We start from the raw sequence: 18,000 nt of genomic DNA on the forward strand, positions 1-18,000 counted from the left end.
GCTCACCTCATCGCCGTCAGCACGACAGCCCACAGAACCGCGCTGATCGCCGCAGCGGCTGCCAGACGCGCTGCCAGCGTCATCCGCAGGATCGACCAGTGGACCGGCTGCGCCGGATGTGGCGATGCTGGGCCATGGCTGTGCGAATGAGGACCGTGTGAATGGTCGTGAGCGTGGGAATGCCCGTGCGAATGGGCCATGAGGTCCGCTTTCCAGGTCCGGTGAGGCTGAGAGGCGCTAAGACCCCTCAAATGTTCAAGAATGTTATATTATAACATAACCCGCGTCCATGGTTCCACAAGGTAGCCGAACCTATGGTTTCCCGATCACCATCACGATGGCCGCAGCCAGAAACGGGAACGGGAGCGAGACCATGGCCCGGAACCAGACGAACCGGGTCGGCATGAACGGGATTTCCCACAGGATCAGCCGCTGGAACGCAAACAGGGCCCAGGCAACGATATAGGCGACCACCTGGGGCATTCCGCCGCCACTTTTGAGCGCGACCGCCCCGATGGAAAAGCCGATCACCGGTCCACCCGGCGTCGCCGCGCCGGCAACCACCGCCGTCGCAATCCCGAGCCATCCGGTATCCGGCCCGAGCCCACCGACAATCACCTCCGAGGGAATGATGGCGGCGATAAAACCCGACCCGATCACACCGAGCGCAATCCGCGGCACGATGTCGATGAAATCCATCCCGCCCTTGCGCAGCGCCGTGGCCAGTACAGTCTTGTCCTGCCGCCATGCGATGATGCTCACGCCGATCAGCGAGCCCCACAACAGAATGTCGATGATGAGCGCCGTCACAGCTTGAACCTATGACGGACGCGGACATAGACGAAGCGCCCCAGCGCGCCGGCGAGGATCGGCATCGGCAGCGAAATCACGATGCGCCAGAGCGTGAAATCCGCGCCCATGATCGGCATCTCCCACGCCACCGCGCGGCCGTAGCCGATCAGTGTCCAACTCACCACCATGGCGATGGTGGCGCCGAAGTCCGCACCGACCGCCAGAAGCGCACTAGCCACCGGATAGGCGGTGAACGGGCCGCCCGGCAGGATCGCCCCGAACGCCGTGCCGATCAGCAGACCTTTCAGCCCGGATTCAGGCCCGAGCGATTTCGACACCTTGTCGTGCGGCAGCACCGACGCGATCAATCCGCCGAGCAGGCAGCCCGCCAGCACGCGCGGCATGATTTCGCCGAACAGGGAAACGTCGTGGACGAGAATGGCCCAGACACCATCGAAACCGTCACGCCGCCAGACCAGCGCGGCGCTGATCGCAACGAGTGCTGCGATGATGAACGTCGACCAGCCGAAGGGCTTGCCCTTGCGGCGTGGACTCGCGCCCTCGCCGTTCTCGGAAGGTTCGGTTTTCAGCGGGGGTTCGGACAAAAACGGTCTCTTGCTCTCACGCGAAATGTCGCACCAGCGCGAGGCCTGCCACAAGCCCCGCGATCGACAGCACCACCGACCCCACCACGTAGAACAGCGCCATTCCGATCTCGCCGCGCTCATAGAGCGTCACCGCATCCAGCGAGAATGCGGAGAACGTGGTGTAGCCGCCGAGGATGCCGGTCATGATGAACAGCCGCCACGGCTGCGACGCATCGCCCTTGAAAGCGAGATAGCCGGCGATGAGACCCATCACCAGCGAACCCGTGATGTTGATCAGGAAAGTCCCGTAGGGAAAGTTGAGGCCCCATGCGCGGGCGCAGCCGACATTGACCGCATGCCGAAGCGACGCGCCCAGACCACCACCGACAAAGACAAGAAGATAGTTCATCAACATTCAGGCCGATTGGGACATCGTCTCAAAAAAGGGGCCGCAAATTGCGGCCCCTCGGTTGATTGCAGTGGTTACGCCGCTTTCGTGTACAGCGACTCGACGTATTCCCAGTTCACGAGGTGATCGACGAACGCCTTCAGATAGTCCGGGCGGCGATTGCGGTAGTCGATGTAGTAGGAGTGCTCCCACACGTCGACGCCGAGGATCGGCGTTGCGCCGTGAACCAGCGGGCTTTCGCCGTTCGGGGTCTTGGAGATTTCGAGCTTGCCGTTCTTGACCGAAAGCCAGGCCCAGCCGGAGCCGAACTGACCGACACCGGCTGCTGCGAAATCGGTCTTGAACTTTTCGAGACCGCCGAGGTCCTGATCGATCTGCTTGGCGAGCTTGCCGGGGAGCTTGTCGCCGCCACCGTTGGGCTTCATCCAGTTCCAGAAATGCAGGTGGTTGTAGTGCTGACCGGCATTGTTGAAGAGCGGCGCGTTCTTGCCGAACGAACCCTTCACGATGTCTTCAAGGGACTTGCCCTCGAACTCGGTGCCTTTCAGCAGATTGTTGCCGTTGGTCACGTAAGCCTGGTGATGCTTGTCGTGGTGATACTCGAGCGTCTCCTTCGACATATGAGGCTGGAGCGCATCGTAAGCATAAGGCAGATTCGGGAGCGTGAAGGTCATGGGTCTACTTCCGGAAATTGTGGGTGACGAGGTGTCAACGCGGCGCACTATAGAAGGTTTCCCGGGGAGGGAAACAGATATGCCGCGCTGAATATATAGCCCAACGCTGCCTCTCGCGGGGCAGCATTCTGGCTGGTGGACTTTTATGCCGCTTTCGGGAGCGCGCCGGCCAGATCGTCCTTGGCTTTCGGCGGACGCACATTCATCAGCATCTGGAACGATCCTGCGATCATCCCGATGATGACCGCACCTTTCCAGGCCATGTCATAGCTGCCGAGATGATCGAAAATCAGCCCGCTACCCCATGCGCCAATGAAAGATCCAACCTGATGGCTGAAGAAGGCGATGCCGGTCAGGGTCGCCATGTAGCGGAGCCCGAACAACTGCGCGACGAGCCCGTTCACCAGCGGAATCACCCCGAGCCAGAGCGACCCCATCACCGCTGCGAAGATCAGCGTCGATGCCGGTGTGGCTGGCAAAATGAAATACACCGCGATCGCCAGCGACCGCACGATGTAAATGCCGCCCAGCAACAACTGCTTGGGATAACGTCCGCCGAGCCAGCCGAAAAGATACGACCCGAACACGTTGAAAAGTCCGATCAGCGCCAGCGCCGATGCGCCAAGCGAGGGATCGAGACCGCAGATCGCAAGATAGTTCGGCAGATGTGTCGTGATGAAGACAAGCTGGAGCCCGCACACAAAGAACGCCACGGCCATAATCACGTAGCCGGAATGTCCGAGCGCCGACTGGACCACCGCGCCAAGCGACTGATTGAGTTCGTCGGCCTTGTCCAACTCGATCTTGTCGGCGCCGCCGGCGCTGAATGCCGACGGCAGCATCACGCAAGCGAGGGCGACGAAACCGACCAGCGCGATCTGCCAGCCCGCGGTCGAAATCAGGGTTTGCGCCAGCGGCGATGCGATCACGAGGCCGATCGAGCCGGCGGCGGAGATCGCGCCCATGGTGACGCTGCGCTTGGCTGCGGATACCGCCCGCGCTGCGACCGTCATGCTCATGCTCGCCGCGGTGCACGACAGCGCGATGCCCACGCATATGCCGCAACCGAAGGTAAACGCCAGCGCCGTGGTCGAGAAAATCATGGTGACCAGGCCGAGTATGTACACCAGCACACCTGCGAGCATCACGTAACGCGACCCGTATCTGTCGGCGAGGATGCCGACGAAAGGCTGCGTGACGCCCCAGACGATATTCTGGATCGCGGTGGCCAGGGAGAAGTCGGCACTGGTGATCTGGGTATCATGCAGGATCGAGGGCTGGAAAAGCCCGAAGCTCTGCCGCATACCCATCGACAGGCTCAACATGACGGACGCGCCGATCAAAATCGACCACTTCTGATAAGAACTGAGCTGAGCGGCCTGCATTGTAGAAAATTCTCCCGATATGACGCTTATCATTGCATCGGAATCGGCGTTTTACCATCTGCACGGAGAACAATGCTGATGTGCGCCGCGCAAACAGAGGCCATCGAATGAGCAGCATCGAGATCGATATCGCCACCGGTGACACGGCATGGCCCGCCGTAAAACCGCTGTTGTCGGCCGTTTGGCCGCCCGAGGTCGTGAAAGTATCGCCATGGGGCCACATCGTGTTCGCCCATGCCGATCTCCGGGTCATGATCGAGCTGGACGGCGATGTCGTCTGCCATGTCGGGATTTACCGCCGCACGGGCACCTGGAACGGCCGCAAGGTGACCATCGGCGGGATCGGCGGCGTGGCGACGCGCGAGGACTGCCGCGGCCGCGGCTATGCAACGCTTGCGATCAATGCAGCGATCCACACCCTGACCGAGGAGCGCGCCACCGACTTCGGCATGCTGTTCTGTGAGCCGCATAACAACGCATTCTATGAAAAACTCGGCTGGCAAACCTTCAACGGTCCCGTCTACGCTGAGCAGCCCACCGGACGCGCGCAATTCGAAGCGATGGCTCCCTACGTTTTCAAGATCAAGCGCCTGTTGCGCGAGGGCACCATCGATCTCTGCGGCCTGCCGTGGTGACGGCAGGCGTTCAATCGCCTGACAACGTGAGGAAAGCGCCATGAACGATCCACAGACCGATCCGCGAAAGCTGCCAAAAGACGCGCATCCCGCGGTCGCGGCATCCAACGCGGCGATGCTGGCCGCGCTGCCCTTCGAGGATCGTCAGGATTACGAGGACGCCAGCCGCGGCTTCATCGAGACGCTGCCGGACGCCACCGTCACCAACGCGCAGGGCCGCGTGGTCTGGACGCTGAAACCCTATGGTTTTCTGTCATCGGATTCTGCACCGCCAACCGTCAACCCGAGTCTGTGGCGGCAATCGCAGCTGAACATGAATCACGGCCTGTTCGAAGTCTGCGACCGCGTCTATCAGGTGCGCGGCCTCGACATCGCCAACATGACTCTGATCGAGGGCGACACCGGTGTGATCGCCGTCGATACGCTGACATCAACCGAAGGCGCCCGCGCCGGACTTGAACTTTACTTCAAGCATCGCGGCCGCCGACCGGTGACGGCAGTGATCTACACCCATACGCACACCGATCACTGGGGCGGCGCGCGCGGCGTGCTCAGCGACGAAGATATCAGCAGCGGCCGCGTGCCGATCATTGCGCCGAATCTGTTCATGGAATTCGCGGTCTCCGAAAACGTCATCGCCGGCAATGCGATGTTGCGGCGGGCGCAGTACCAGTTCGGACCGTTCATTCCGCGCGGCGCACGGGGTCAGGTCGATTGCGGTCTCGGCAAGTCGATGGCGGCGGGAACGGTTGCGCTGGTTGCGCCAACCGATCTCGTCATGGCGACTGGCGACAGGCGCGTCATCGACGGCCTTGAGTTCGTGTTTCAGATGGCGCCGGAAAGCGAGGCGCCAGCGGAGTTTCATTTCTATCTGCCGCAGCTGAAAGTTCTCAACATGGCGGAGAACGCCACGCATAACTTTCACAATCTGCTTCCCTTCCGCGGCTCGGAAGTCCGCAACGCGCTGGCCTGGTCCGGCTATCTGAGCGAAGCCCTGCAAATGTGGGGCGATGACGCCGAGGTTCTGGTCGGCCAGCATCACTGGCCGGTCTGGGGGAAGGCACGGGTGCAGACACACCTGAAGCAGCAGCGCGACCTCTACAAATTCGTGCATGACCAGACGTTGCGCATGATCAATCACGGCATGACCGCGTCGGAAATTGCCGAGGTGATCCGCATGCCGGAGAGCCTCGAGGGCGCATGGCACACGCGCGGCTACTACGGCCATGTGCGGCACAACGTCAAAGCGATCTATCAGCGCACACTCGGCTGGTACGATTCCAATCCGGCCCACCTCGATCCGCTCCCGCCCGTCGCGCTCGGAAAGAAGCTCCTCGCCTATATGGGCGGCGCAGAGCGCGTGCTGGCGAAGGCGCAGGACGACTTCGCCGCCGGCGAATTTCGGATCGTCGCGGAAGTCCTCAATCACGTGGTGTTCGCAGAACCCGGCAACGAGGCGGCTCGCCTGCTTCTCGCCGACACCTATGAGCAACTCGGCTACGCCAGCGAAAGCGCGACGTGGCGCAATGCATATCTGTTCGGCGCGCAGGAGCTGCGCCAGGGGATGCCGAAAGTCCCCAGCCGCAGTCCGATTTCAAACGACACGGTCCGCGCGCTGCGCACCGGCCAGTTGTTCGAATATCTGGGCGTACGCCTCAACGGCCCCAAGGCCGAGGGCAAGACCATCGTTCTGAACTGGGAGTTCACCGACTCTGGGGAACGGTTCGTGCTCAATCTGGAAAATTGCGCACTCACGCATATGAATGGCCGTCATGCGGCCAATGCCGATGCGACATTGATGCTCGGCCGCAAAACCTTCAACGAACTGGTTCTTCAGACATCGACCATGTCCGACGCGTTGAAAGCTGGGAAAGTACGCGCCACGGGAGATGCGTCCCGTTTCGATGAACTGATGACTCTCATGGATGACTTTGAGCGCATGTTCGAGATTGTCGAACCGCGTACGCGGCCTGACCCAGCCTGACAGCCACAGCGCTCAACCAGTCTGGTGAACCGGAACGCGGATAGCCTTGGCGGCCGCCTTGATTGCTTGCTCCTTACGGCTGAGTTAGCTTCCCTGCACAACAAGAAAAGCAAGGGAGAAAACCACCGTGAAAAAAATCAAAACTGCTTTGACGATCGCTGGATGTGCCGCCGTTGCGATGATGTTGCAGCATCCGGCCGCGAAAGCCGAAACGGATAGCGATGGCTTCATTCGAATCAAGCAGGGCGAAGAGCAGTACAAGAATCCGTTCGGCGTCGGCGTCGAGGTGGCAACGCTGTTCGGCGACCCGTCAAAGCCCGGCATCTACGTGCTGCGCATCAAGTGGCCGCCGGGCATCATGAGCAAGCCGCACAAGCATCCGGAGGATCGCCATGTCGTGGTGCTGTCGGGCACCTGGTACACCGGCACGGGCGAAGCCTTCGAACCAGCCAAGGCTGTTCCGCTCAAGACCGGCGGCTACATGATGCACCCGAACGGCAAGGTCCACTGGGACGGCACGCGTGAAGAGGGCGCGATTATTCAGATCACCGGATACGGACCGAGCGGAAATACATTCAGCAAGCCGGATGAGCCGCAATTCGGCAAGACCAACTGAGACACAACGCCAGCCCAAACAAAAAGCCGCCCCGAGGGGCGGCTTTAAATTACGCTGATAATTCAGCATCTTATTTGGTTGCGGGGATAGGATTTGAACCTATGACCTTCAGGTTATGAGCCTGACGAGCTACCGGGCTGCTCCACCCCGCGATAAACCGGTGCACACCTTCAAAGGCAGACAGACGACAGTTCAACGCCAAAGGCGTCGTCCCAACCCGTCCGGAGGCGAGAGAAGGCTACCAAGGCAATCGCCCGTGGCGCACCGGGTATGTACCAACGCCATCCCGCTTTGGAAAGGCCTGCGGACGATCTTTTTCACGATTTTATGACGGCAATTCCCGCCCCAATTCCGGAGAGTCTGGCCTCCGGGCGCATGCAAGCAGGCTTGCCAACAGAACCGCGAAAGACCAGCCTCGGAGCAAGGCAAAACAAGGTCCGGCACACGCAAAGCCGGCCGCGAGGAAACCCGAGAAAACCCGAGAAAACCGATGAACCAGGCGTTACGAAATCCCGCCGCAGGCGGCATCGAGGACGTTTTCCGCCGCGCCGTGGCGCTGTCACGCGCCGCTTCCCCTACCCTTGCGGAGCGCCGCGACCGGCTCGCCCGGCTCCGCGCGCTCGTGGTGGAGAATGAAACCCGGTTCGCCGAAGTGATCTCCGCCGATTTCGGCAACCGCTCCTCGACCGAGACCCTGATTGCAGAGACGTTGTTCCTGCTCGCCGAGATCAAGCACGCGACCAAAAATCTCAGCCGCTGGATGGCGCCGAAACACGTCGCGACCGAACTGCAATACTTCCCGGCGAAGAACAAACTGCTGCCGCAGCCGCTCGGCGTGGTCGGCATCATCGCGCCGTGGAACTATCCGCTGCAGCTCACGCTGGCGCCCACCATTGCGGCCATCGCCGCCGGCAACCGCGTCATGATCAAGCCGAGCGAGTTGGTGCCGCATTTTTCCGCGCTGCTGCAAAAGCTGATCGCGGACAAATTTGACGACACCGAGCTGATGGTGACCGGCATCGACGGCGACATTTCCGAACGTTTCGCGGCGCTGCCGTTCGATCACCTGATCTTCACCGGCTCAACCCGCGTCGGGCGGCTGGTGGCGGAAGCCGCAGGCCGCAACCTGACGCCGGTGACGCTCGAACTCGGCGGCAAGTCGCCGGCAATCATCGACCGCTCCGCCGACATTGCCGAAGCCGCCGAGCGCATCGTCTACGGCAAGCTGATGAACGCCGGGCAAACCTGCATCGCGCCGGATTACGTCCTGATCGCACGCGGCCGCGCGGATGAGTTTGTCGCCAAGGCGAACAGCGCGGTTGCGCGGATGTTCGGCACCAGCCCCGACAACAAGGATTACACCTCGATCGTCTCGGACAAGCACTACGCCCGGCTGGAAGGCCTGGTGCAGGACGCCGCCGCGCGTGGCGCGAAGATCGTGCAGGCGGCAAAACCGGACGATCCGGCCTGGAAGGCGAAACGCAAATTTCCGCCAACCTTCATCAATGGCGCAACCACCGACATGAAAGTGATGCAGGAGGAAATCTTCGGGCCGATCCTGCCGGTGTTCGCCTGCGACACCACCGACGCGGCGATTGACCATATCAACGCCCATGATCGTCCGCTGGCGCTGTACTGGTTCGGCAAGGACGATGCCGCACGCGATCAGGTTCTGACGCGCACCGTATCCGGCGGCGTCACTGTGAACGATTGCCTGTTTCACTTCGTGCAGGCCAACCAGCCCATGGGCGGCGTCGGCGCATCAGGCATCGGCGCGTATCATGGCGAATGGGGCTTCCGCGGCCTGAGCAAGATGAAGCCGGTGTTCTATCGCTCGCCTTTCAACCGGCTGGCCGATCTTTACCCGCCCTATGGCGGCAAGATCGCGCGCCTGATCAAGCTGCTGCGTTTCATGTCGTAAATTTTCGAAGGATCAATACGACCGGCATCAATGCCGGCGTAATAATGCTGTCTGGGGGGATAATAATGGCGGACACGTTCGATTACGTGGTTGTAGGCGCGGGTTCCGGCGGCTGCGCCGTCGCAAGCCGTCTCTCGGAAGATCCCAACGTCTCGGTCGCGCTGCTGGAAGCCGGCGGCAAGGATGACAACTGGGTCGTCACCACGCCCGGCGCGCTGATCCTGATGGTGTCGGGTCCGGTCAACAACTGGTCATTCGAGACAGTGCCGCAGCCCGGTCTCAACGGCCGCATCGGCTATCAGCCACGCGGCAAGGGCCTCGGCGGGTCGTCGTCCATCAACGCGATGTGCTACATCCGCGGCCACAAGGCGGACTACGATCGCTGGGCCTCATTAGGCAACACCGGCTGGTCCTATGCGGACGTCCTGCCCTACTTCAAGCGGTCCGAAGACAACAGCGAACTCGACGGCTTCTATCACGGCAAGGGCGGTCCGCTCAGCGTCACCAAATTGCAAACCGACAACCCGGTTCAAGAGATTTATCTCCAAGCCGCGCGCGAAGCGCAGTTCCGGATCAACGAGGACTTCAACGGCGAGGAGCAGGAAGGCCTCGGCGTCTATCAGGTCACGCAGAAAAACGGCGAACGCTGGAGCGCCGCGCGCGGCTACATCCATCCCTTCATGGAAACGCGCAAGAACCTGCATGTGATCACCGGCGCCCATGCCACGCGCATCCTGTTCGAGGGCAAGCGCGCGGTCGGCGTCGAGTACCGGCAGGGCAAGGACACAAAGCAAGTCCGCGCGCGCCACGAAATCGTTCTCGGCCTCGGCGCATTCCAGACACCGCAGCTGCTGATGCTGTCCGGCATCGGCGATCAATCCGAACTCGCCAAGCACGGCATCGCCTCGGTGCATCACCTGCTCGGCGTCGGCAAGAACCTGCACGACCATCCGGATTTCGTGTTCGGCTTCCGCTCCGACAATCCGAACTTCACCGGTCTGACGCTCAAGGGCATCGGCCGCATCGTCAAGTCAATCTTCCAGTATCGCCGCGAACGGCGCGGCGCAATGACCTCGAACATCGCCGAGTGCGGCGGGTTTCTCAAAACCCGGCCCGATCTCGCACTTCCGGACATCCAGCTGCACTTCTGCATGGCGGTGGTGAACAACCACGGCCGCACACCGTTTTTCGGCAGCGGCTTCTCGTGTCACGTTTGCCTGCTGCGGCCGAAAAGCCGCGGCAGCGTCTGGCTGCAAAGCGCCGATCCGATGCAGCCGCCGGCGATCGATCCGAATTTCTTCGGCGATCCGGACGACCTCGAGGCGATGGTCGCCGGTTTCAAGACAACCAAGCGCCTGCTCGATGCGCCCGCGCTCAAGGCGATCCAGACCTCGGACCCGTTTACCGCCGATGTGCGTTCTGATGACGACATCCGCGCGGCTTTGCGGGCGCGGACCGACACGGTCTATCACCCGGTCGGCACCTGCAAGATGGGCGTCAACGACCCGATGGCCGTGGTCGACCCGACGCTCAAGGTGTACGGCATCGAGGGCCTGCGCATCGCGGATGCATCGATCATGCCCGAGGTGATCGGCGGCAATACCAACGCACCGGCCATCATGATCGGCGAGAAGGCCGCCGACATGATCAAGGCAGAGATGCGCGTTCACTGATTGCGCACCATGCCCGGATAAGGCAAGACGCTATCCTGCACTTTAAAGGTCCGATGATTGGGCTTGAACGGACAATAAACGCAACAAAAGAGGGAGTAGACCAGTGGATCTCGGAATTTCAGGACGGCGCGCGATTGTTTGCGCAGCGAGCAAGGGTTTGGGCCGCGCCTGCGCCATCGCGCTGGCCAATGAAGGCGTCCATGTCACGATCACGGCACGCGGCGCCGAAGCGCTCGCCAAGACCGCCGCGGATATCCGCAAGGCCAGCCCCAAGGTGACGGTGACGGAAGTCGTCGGCGACATCACCACACCGGAAGGACGCGAAGCCGCGCTGAAGGCCTGCCCCGATCCGGATATTCTCATCAACAACGCCGGTGGTCCGCCGCCGGGCGATTTCCGTAACTGGACGCGCGACGACTGGATCAAGGCCATCGACGCCAACATGCTGACGCCGATCGAACTGATCAAGGCGACGGTCGACGGCATGATGGCGCGCAAGTTCGGCCGCATCGTCAACATCACGTCCGCCGCGGTGAAGGCGCCGATCGACATTCTGGGATTGTCGAACGGCGCACGCAGCGGCCTGACCGGCTTCGTCGCCGGCCTGTCGCGCAAGACCGTGATCGCCAACGTCACCATCAACGGTCTGCTGCCGGGCCCGTTCGACACCGACCGCGTTCGCGGACCGATGCTCGAAGCGGCCGCGAAGGCGCAGGGCATCTCGCCGGACGAAGTGCTCAAGCAGCGCATGAAGGCGAATCCCGCTGGACGCTTCGGCGATCCGGAAGAATTCGGCCTCGCCTGCGCGTTCCTATGCGGCGCCAAGTCCGGCTTCATCACCGGACAGAACCTGCTGATGGACGGCGGCGCGTTCCCCGGCACGATGTAAGCGCGCAGAGCGCAATCCCGCAAAACAGATCCTCGGGCTCAGCCCGAGGGTGAGCAAAGAACAATCGGGAGCTGGCTTGATGCAGTGGACTGTGGGCCGGGTTAAAATCACCAACGTCGTGGAAATCGGAGCCACGGGCGGCACGCGATTCATTCTTCCGCAGGCGACGCCGGAAGAAGCCCAGAAAATGCCGTGGCTGGTGCCGCATTACGCCAACGCCGAAGGCCGCCTCAAGCTCAACGTCCAGTCGTGGATCGTGGAAACGCCGAGCCACAGAATCATTGTCGATACCTGCATCGGCAACGGCAAGGCCAACCGGTCCGTACCGGCCTGGAATGGACTGGACAAGCCGTTCCTCGATGACCTCGCCGCAGCAGGCTATCCCGCCGACACTATCGATACCGTTCTCTGCACCCATCTTCACGTCGATCACGTCGGCTGGAATACGACGCTCACCGACGGCAAGTGGGTGCCGACTTTCACCAACGCCCGCTATCTGTTCGGCAAGACCGAGTATGACCATTGGGCCGCGCACAGTCCTGCTGGCGAACACAAGGCGGTGTTCGAGGATTCGGTGCAGCCGATCGTCGATGCCGGGCGCGCCGATCTCATCGGCAGCGATCATCGCATCGGCGACGAGGTGTCCCTGATTGCGACGCCCGGACATAGCCCGGGCCATATGAGCGTTCTCATCAAATCCGACGGCCAGCAGGCCCTGCTGACCGGCGACGTCGCGCATCATCCCTGCCAGTTGGCTCACCTCGACTGGTCATCGACGGCGGATTCCGATCCGGTCCAGTCCATCGAGGCGCGCAAGATGCTGTTTTCGCGCTTCGCGGACACGCCGACGCTGGTATTCGGTGGTCACTACGATCCCGGCCATCTGGTGCGCGACGGGGATGCCTTCAAACTGATCGCGGACCGCAACCACGCCTGAAATGAGCGCGCTGCAATATGAAGCAAACTTCGGATTCAGGACACTGAAGGTTGAATTTCGCCGCGCCCTGTCGCAAGAAACATCCGACGAATGAAACATCGGACAAGAACGAAAAGGAACTGCCTATGAAACTGGTTCGTTTTGGCGCTGTGGGCCAGGAGAAGCCCGGATTGCTCGACCGCTCGGGCCGCATTCGCGATCTGTCGGCTCTGGTCAAGGACATCAACGGCGACGCGCTGTCGCCCGCAGGTCTGGCGAAGATCGCCGCCGTCGATCCGGCCTCCCTGCCGCTGGTCGACGGCAATCCCCGCCTCGGCGCGCCGGTCGGCAGCATCACCAAATTCGTCGCGATCGGACTCAACTACGCCGATCACGCTGCCGAAGCCGGCATGGCGATCCCGTCCGAACCGATCGTTTTCCTCAAGGCCAACACCAGCCTGTGCGGGCCGAACGATGCCGTCGAGAAGCCGCGTGACTCCACGAAACTCGACTGGGAAGTCGAACTCGCCATCATCATCGGCACCAAGGCCAAGTACGTCTCTGAGGCCGACGCGCTGAAGCATGTCGCGGGCTATGCGGTCTGCAACGACGTGTCGGAGCGCAACTTCCAGATCGAGCGCGGCGGACAATGGACCAAGGGCAAGTCGCACGACACCTTCGGGCCGGTCGGCCCATGGCTCGTGACCGCCGATGAAATTCCGGACGTGCACAAGCTCGGCATGTGGCTCGACGTCAACGGCACGCGCTGCCAGACCGGCTCGACCGCGACGATGATTTTCAACGTCCCGAAAATCATCTCCTATGTCTCCGGACTGATGACGCTGCATCCCGGCGACATCATCACCACCGGCACGCCACCCGGCGTCGGCATGGGCATGAAGCCGCAGAAATTCCTCAACGCCGGCGACGTCGTCACCCTCGGCATCGATGGTCTCGGCGCGCAGCGTCAGGAAATCGTCGCGGCTTGAGGCAGCACCACCTTCGAGGCTCCGGCCATCGCGCCGGAGCCTGCCATTCATGTCGTCCATTCGGGAACATCCCATGAAGCTTGCCTATTCACCGGCGTCGCCATTCGCGCGCAAGGTCCGCATCGCGGCGATCGAGCTTGGCCTGATCGACAGGATCGAGTTCGTTCCGACCAAGGCAGTCCCGATCACCGAAAACGAAGACTATGCACGCAAGGTCAGCCCGCTGCGGAAGATTCCCGCGCTGATCCTGGACGACGGCAATGTGATCGTGGATTCCTACGTGATCGCCGAGTATCTCGACGAGCTCGCCGGCGGCAAGCTGATTCCCGCTTCGGGAATCAAGAAGTGGCAGGTCAAGACCGACCATTCCATCATTCAGGGCATGCTGGATGCGCTGCTGCTGTGCCGCTACGAGAAGCTGCTGCGGCCGGAGCAGTTTCGCTGGAACGAATGGAGCGACGATCAGTTCAAGCGCGCCTGGGATGGCCTTGCGCGTTTCGAGGCACATCCTGACGTTCTGACGCGCCCACTGGACATCGTGCAGATCGGTATCGTCTGCGTGCTCGGCTATCTCGACTTCCGGTTTCCCGATTGCGGCTGGCGTAAGACGTTTCCGAAGCTCGACGCCTTCCACGAAAAGATGATGCAGCGGGAATCGGTGCGGATTTCCGTTCCGCCGCCGGCTTAACCAGGAATGACGATGAGCGATCGCGCAGACGAGACCGATTTCAAAGCCTGGCACGCGGTCGCCGACCTGTATCACGCCTATTTCACCGGCCTGATCATGTCGCTGGTGACACGGCGCAACAGCGCAGACGCCGCGGAATTCGTGTTCCGCGTCTTCCGCCGCCAGCATCACGAACGCTTTCTCGCCGGCATCGAGAAATTCGGTCTGAGCAAGGCGCCGCACGCAGTTGCCGCCGCGCAGTATCACTATCTCAGCAACCAGATCGGCGGCGTCAACGTCGAGTACATGCGCGAGTCGGACCGCAAGGCGTGGATCCGCTATCCGCCGCCGCGCTGGGTCTGGCGCGGCACCGCGATCTGCGCGATCCCCGGCGAGGTCTCTGCGGCGATGCTGCGCGGCTGGCATGCCCACAACGGCGTCTCGTTCAAGAATCCGCGGATGGGTTTTGTCTGCACCAAGCAGACCGTCGACGGCCAGAATGGCCTTGAGGGTTTCTACTACGAGTACGACCGCGATCTTTTGCCCGACGAGCGGCTGGTGTTCGCGCGGCACCTCGAAGCGCCGCTGTTCGATCCGGCCACTGCGCCGAGACTCGCAAGCGACACCTGGCCGCGTTCAAGGCTTGAAAAGGCCTACCGCAACTACGCGATGGAGTATGTCCGCACGGCACTTCCGGTGATCGTCAACCTGTTCAGCCCGCACGATGCAGGCCACCTGCTGCATCTGACTGGACGTTTGGTCGGCATGCAGTTCTATCCTGACATCGCCGCGAGTTTCCCGACGACCCACGACAGCGGCCCAAAGGGTTTTGGCGCGTTTCTGCTCACGCTGCTGCAGTCGCAGGGCGATGAGGCCGATATGAGCCACACCAACGGCAAGGTCACGGTGTCGCAGAAGCAATGGGGATTGATCGCAGGCGTTCCGGATTATCACCCGATGTGCCTGCAGGCGCTGACCGGATTGGTCGAGGGCCTGATGACCGCGCACGACCGGCGCTTGTCGCTTGAGATGACGTCGCAGTCGGACAGTCATCCCGGCCCGCTGTCCTGGACCATTACTCAAAAGCCGCTCGCATCGACTGACGACGGACGGTTTCCGGCGTAGCAATTCATCTGAATTGAATTGTTCCTTCCGTTCATTCCCGCGAACGCGAGAATCCAGCACTTCAACATTCTGGATCCCCGCTTACGCGGGGATGACCGGAGTTAATTTTTCTGCCCGCGCTCAGGCGAAAACGCTCTCGCGGCGCAAATCAATGCGTCCGAGCTTTGCAAAAAACTCCACTCCTCGCGTGAGCGGGACGATGGAGCGCCGGGAGGCGCCAAGGTGCTTGCGAGGCACCTTTGGCGAACTCTTGCGATCGAGTCCGCCGCACGGCCTGGCGAGGGCCATGCGCGCCTGATGCGACAGGCGCTGCGCCTCCCGGCGCTCCACCGTCGTCACTCAGGTTATCCGGCGGCGGTGCTCATGAAACATCGCGGCCTGAATGCAATAGGAATATAATCCCAATTATATATTTGGCACCACACGATGGAACATGTAGAAAGAGCCGCTTCCGTCGATTTGCCGGAAGCTGGCGCGCCCGAAATAGAAATAACCCCGGCTATGATTGAGGCCGGGGTTTTGGCGTGGTCTGAAGGCGATTCAGAGTTTGAGCCCGTCGCAGAAATCGTGGCTCGAATTTATCGAGTTATGCGGGACGCGGCGGATTAGATGTTGGGTAGTCCAAACGCCCGAGGTGTGGCGAGAGAGCCTGAAAAAAGCATGGCTGTTATAAGATACCGCCATTTTGGGTCTTTCATTTTTTCTTCGTGGCCATCTATCGTGAACCAATCACCTGGTTTGTGGTTGATGACGGGGTCTTTTGTGCCTGTCGGGAACACAGATATGTCGATGAGCTGGAAATTTTTGCACCAATCGGCAATTCGTTGAGAGTTAAAATCCTTGATGTCGATGTGATGCGCAAAGCGGTTTCTAATGTCCTTCATGACTTCAAGGTCTTTGAAGGCTCGCTCGCTGCAAATACCCATTAGGTAAGCAAGCTTGATCTTCGCAGAGAAGCTCCCGAGAGGGCCGGATGACCGGAACATCTCTTTTTGCACGGCGACGTGAGGGTTAAACCGGTGCTTAATCGCCGCCGTGAGTCTATTCTCTACAATGGTGGCAGCCATGATGGCTGCGGCTCTGTCAGAACTTTTGAAAAGTTCGCGTACAGCCTCGGTCTCATCATCGTTGAAAAGCGACCAGCCCATGGCAGACTCCAGTAAAGACGAGAAATATAGCGATAAGGAAACAAAGCAGCGTTTCGACGCGATGCTAAAGGGCGCGCTTAAGTCGCCGCCGAAGCCATTGAAAAGTATCGCGGCAAAAAAGCCGAAGAAACCGAAGAAGGACGCAAAATAGGTGGCGGTCAATTCCGCGTGGGGAGATTACCTGAGTTTTGATTTGCCGTCGTTACAAGTTGCTCCGCCAATTGCAGGGCATGTTCTTTTGGGAGCGACAGAGCAAATTCGGTATCGAGGCCGCGATCAAAAATTATCCCAATCTTATTTTCGTCTGTGGTTCCCACATTCATCGTCTGATAGTTCAGAAACCGCGCCTCGGTCCACTCCGTCAAGGAAGTCTGTTTCCGTCCCTTCAGTTCGCTAGCAGCTAAGCGGCGCTTAGCTTCGGCATTGACTGTTGCCAGCGAGCCCGCTGGGACCGCCATCGAGACATCCTTTTTCATACTGTTTAGGCCAACAAAAACGACGCAGAGAACGGTATCGATCTCTTGCCATACCATCCGACTGACTTTGACAATTTTGGACATGCGAACTCCCTCATCAGCGCGTCCGCCAATACTTGACGAATCGTGGTTTAGGTTTCGGCAGTTTAGATCGCCAGCGCAGAAAGCGACCGGCTTTTTTGGAGAAGTCAGGCTCAGTTAGCTTGACGATACGTCAGACGCTTGCCAGCCGCACCCTTGATGGCAAGGTCCGCACGTTCCCCGTCATTGAAGCCCAGCTTCACGCGATGATTGAAGCGGAAGTCGTACTCTGAAAGATAGCGGTGCAGATGCTTCTCTGCACAATGCTGATAAACGCCACGCATACCGCGCTTGAAGATTGAGAAGTAACCTTCAACGCTGTTGGTGGTTACGTCGCCGCGAGCGTATTCCTTCGCGGAGTGATTGATAGTTTCGTGCATGGCGAAGTTAGCGCCGACCTTGGTGTAGAGGCGGCTTTCATCGGTATGCAGCCGCGTTTCGCGGTGAATGTTCTCGTTGACGATGACAGCAACAGTGTTGGCATCGGCCACGGCAACATGAAATGAGCGCACTGAGCCACCACGCTCAACGAGCGACACGATGGCGCGCTTATTCGATGGGCCAGTGCGGCCAGCCTTTGTGAACGGACGGCCAGACGTTGTGGTCTTGCGAACCTTATCCTTGGCGATTGGACCGAAGTAAGTTTCGTCAGCCTCAACGATTGAGCCTTCGCCGCCCATTGGCGAGACAATGCCGCCATTGCGCATTGCTTCGCGGATACGGTGCGACAGGAACCAAGCGGTCTTATAGGTTACGCCAAGGGCGCGGTGCAGTTGATGGCTGGATACGCCCTTCTTGGACGAGGCCATGAGGTAGAACGCCTGTAACCAGACGTGCAGCTTGATATGGCTGCTTTCCATCACGCTCTTGGTGGTCACGCTGAAGTCCTTGCGGCACTCCTTGGACGAGCAGCGATAGACGCCAGCCTTCTTGGTGGCGAAAGACGAATTGACCGTCCCGCAATGCGGGCACACGCGCTCACCGCCCCAACGCAGGGCTTCAAGATAGGCGCGGGCCGCCTCTGGCGTCTGAA

General features: G+C 60.7%; 19 protein-coding genes and 1 tRNA gene (1 of these 20 only partly in view). 10 read left to right on the forward strand and 10 right to left on the reverse strand.

The genetic code is table 11. The features are described from left to right. Window positions 1-2: 2 nt before the first annotated feature. From YH63_RS21745 to YH63_RS03600, 6 genes are all read right to left on the reverse strand, one after another. Entirely contained in the window at window positions 3-200 is a 198-nt protein-coding gene (locus tag YH63_RS21745; RefSeq protein ID WP_046828795.1) for a hypothetical protein, read from the reverse strand. A gap of 112 nt (window positions 201-312) precedes the next feature. Beyond that, window positions 313-810 carry a hypothetical protein gene (locus tag YH63_RS03580; protein WP_046828794.1) on the reverse strand — a complete coding sequence of 166 codons (498 nt, stop codon included), beginning with the start codon at window positions 808-810 and terminating at the stop codon, window positions 313-315. After that, on the reverse strand, window positions 807-1,397 hold the full coding sequence (locus YH63_RS03585; protein WP_170978656.1) for a permease: 591 nt from the start codon (window positions 1,395-1,397) through the stop codon (window positions 807-809). The genes YH63_RS03580 and YH63_RS03585 overlap by 4 nt, the downstream gene beginning before the upstream one ends. 16 nt (window positions 1,398-1,413) lie before the next feature. Further along, on the reverse strand, window positions 1,414-1,788 hold the full coding sequence (crcB, locus tag YH63_RS03590; RefSeq protein ID WP_046829775.1) for a fluoride efflux transporter CrcB: 375 nt from the start codon (window positions 1,786-1,788) through the stop codon (window positions 1,414-1,416). A gap of 74 nt (window positions 1,789-1,862) precedes the next feature. Further along, a complete protein-coding gene (locus tag YH63_RS03595) occupies window positions 1,863-2,462 on the reverse strand; it encodes a superoxide dismutase (RefSeq protein ID WP_046828793.1) in 600 nt (199 codons plus the stop codon). Window positions 2,463-2,605: 143 nt separating this feature from the next. Then, window positions 2,606-3,847, reverse strand: coding sequence for an MFS transporter (locus YH63_RS03600; RefSeq protein ID WP_046828792.1), 1,242 nt, complete (start codon window positions 3,845-3,847; stop codon window positions 2,606-2,608). A 107-nt stretch (window positions 3,848-3,954) separates the two neighbouring features. Between YH63_RS03600 and YH63_RS03605 the strand changes: the two genes are divergently transcribed. The 3 genes from YH63_RS03605 (at window position 3,955) to YH63_RS03615 (ending at window position 7,082) form a co-directional block, all read left to right on the forward strand. Then, on the forward strand, window positions 3,955-4,482 hold the full coding sequence (locus tag YH63_RS03605; protein ID WP_046828791.1) for a GNAT family N-acetyltransferase: 528 nt from the start codon (window positions 3,955-3,957) through the stop codon (window positions 4,480-4,482). Window positions 4,483-4,522: 40 nt separating this feature from the next. Continuing rightward, window positions 4,523-6,466 carry an alkyl/aryl-sulfatase gene (locus tag YH63_RS03610; protein WP_046828790.1) on the forward strand — a complete coding sequence of 648 codons (1,944 nt, stop codon included), beginning with the start codon at window positions 4,523-4,525 and terminating at the stop codon, window positions 6,464-6,466. Window positions 6,467-6,593: 127 nt separating this feature from the next. Further along, window positions 6,594-7,082, forward strand: coding sequence for a cupin domain-containing protein (locus tag YH63_RS03615; RefSeq protein ID WP_046828789.1), 489 nt, complete (start codon window positions 6,594-6,596; stop codon window positions 7,080-7,082). Between the two features lie 75 nt (window positions 7,083-7,157). Here YH63_RS03615 and YH63_RS03620 read toward each other — a convergent pair. Beyond that, a tRNA-Met gene (locus tag YH63_RS03620) sits at window positions 7,158-7,234 on the reverse strand. 338 nt (window positions 7,235-7,572) lie between these two features. Between YH63_RS03620 and YH63_RS03625 the strand changes: the two genes are divergently transcribed. The 7 genes from YH63_RS03625 (at window position 7,573) to YH63_RS03655 (ending at window position 15,262) form a co-directional block, all read left to right on the forward strand. Next, entirely contained in the window at window positions 7,573-9,003 is a 1,431-nt protein-coding gene (locus tag YH63_RS03625) for a coniferyl aldehyde dehydrogenase (protein WP_046828788.1), read from the forward strand. Between the two features lie 65 nt (window positions 9,004-9,068). Further along, complete coding sequence (locus YH63_RS03630) at window positions 9,069-10,676, forward strand: GMC family oxidoreductase (RefSeq protein WP_083992645.1); 1,608 nt, start codon at window positions 9,069-9,071, stop codon at window positions 10,674-10,676. 103 nt (window positions 10,677-10,779) lie between these two features. Further along, entirely contained in the window at window positions 10,780-11,565 is a 786-nt protein-coding gene (locus YH63_RS03635) for an SDR family oxidoreductase (protein ID WP_046828786.1), read from the forward strand. Window positions 11,566-11,644: 79 nt separating this feature from the next. After that, complete coding sequence (locus YH63_RS03640) at window positions 11,645-12,502, forward strand: MBL fold metallo-hydrolase (protein WP_046828785.1); 858 nt, start codon at window positions 11,645-11,647, stop codon at window positions 12,500-12,502. Between the two features lie 125 nt (window positions 12,503-12,627). Next, window positions 12,628-13,470: a fumarylacetoacetate hydrolase family protein gene (locus tag YH63_RS03645; RefSeq protein ID WP_046829774.1), complete on the forward strand. Its 843-nt coding sequence runs from the start codon at window positions 12,628-12,630 to the stop codon at window positions 13,468-13,470. Between the two features lie 73 nt (window positions 13,471-13,543). Then, window positions 13,544-14,158 (forward strand): glutathione S-transferase, encoded by a 615-nt coding sequence (locus YH63_RS03650; RefSeq protein ID WP_046828784.1) that lies wholly within the window; start codon window positions 13,544-13,546, stop codon window positions 14,156-14,158. A 12-nt stretch (window positions 14,159-14,170) separates the two neighbouring features. Then, complete coding sequence (locus YH63_RS03655; RefSeq protein ID WP_046829773.1) at window positions 14,171-15,262, forward strand: hypothetical protein; 1,092 nt, start codon at window positions 14,171-14,173, stop codon at window positions 15,260-15,262. A 605-nt stretch (window positions 15,263-15,867) separates the two neighbouring features. On the opposite strand, the gene YH63_RS03660 is transcribed toward YH63_RS03655, so the two are convergent. The 3 genes from YH63_RS03660 to YH63_RS03670 all read right to left on the reverse strand — a co-directional run. Continuing rightward, window positions 15,868-16,572: an MltR family transcriptional regulator gene (locus YH63_RS03660; protein WP_046828781.1), complete on the reverse strand. Its 705-nt coding sequence runs from the start codon at window positions 16,570-16,572 to the stop codon at window positions 15,868-15,870. After that, on the reverse strand, window positions 16,569-16,970 hold the full coding sequence (locus tag YH63_RS03665) for a hypothetical protein (RefSeq protein ID WP_137325108.1): 402 nt from the start codon (window positions 16,968-16,970) through the stop codon (window positions 16,569-16,571). Before YH63_RS03665 ends, YH63_RS03660 begins: the two co-directional genes overlap by 4 nt. 110 nt (window positions 16,971-17,080) lie before the next feature. Further along, window positions 17,081-18,000, reverse strand: partial view of an IS1595 family transposase gene (locus YH63_RS03670; RefSeq protein WP_046828779.1) — the 3' portion only. The gene runs 25 nt beyond the window's last position; only the last 920 of its 945 coding nucleotides appear in the window; its start codon lies beyond the right edge, outside the window; the stop codon is at window positions 17,081-17,083.

Origin of the sequence: Afipia massiliensis, assembly GCF_001006325.2 — a bacterium.
Lineage (GTDB): Bacteria > Pseudomonadota > Alphaproteobacteria > Rhizobiales > Xanthobacteraceae > Afipia > Afipia massiliensis_A.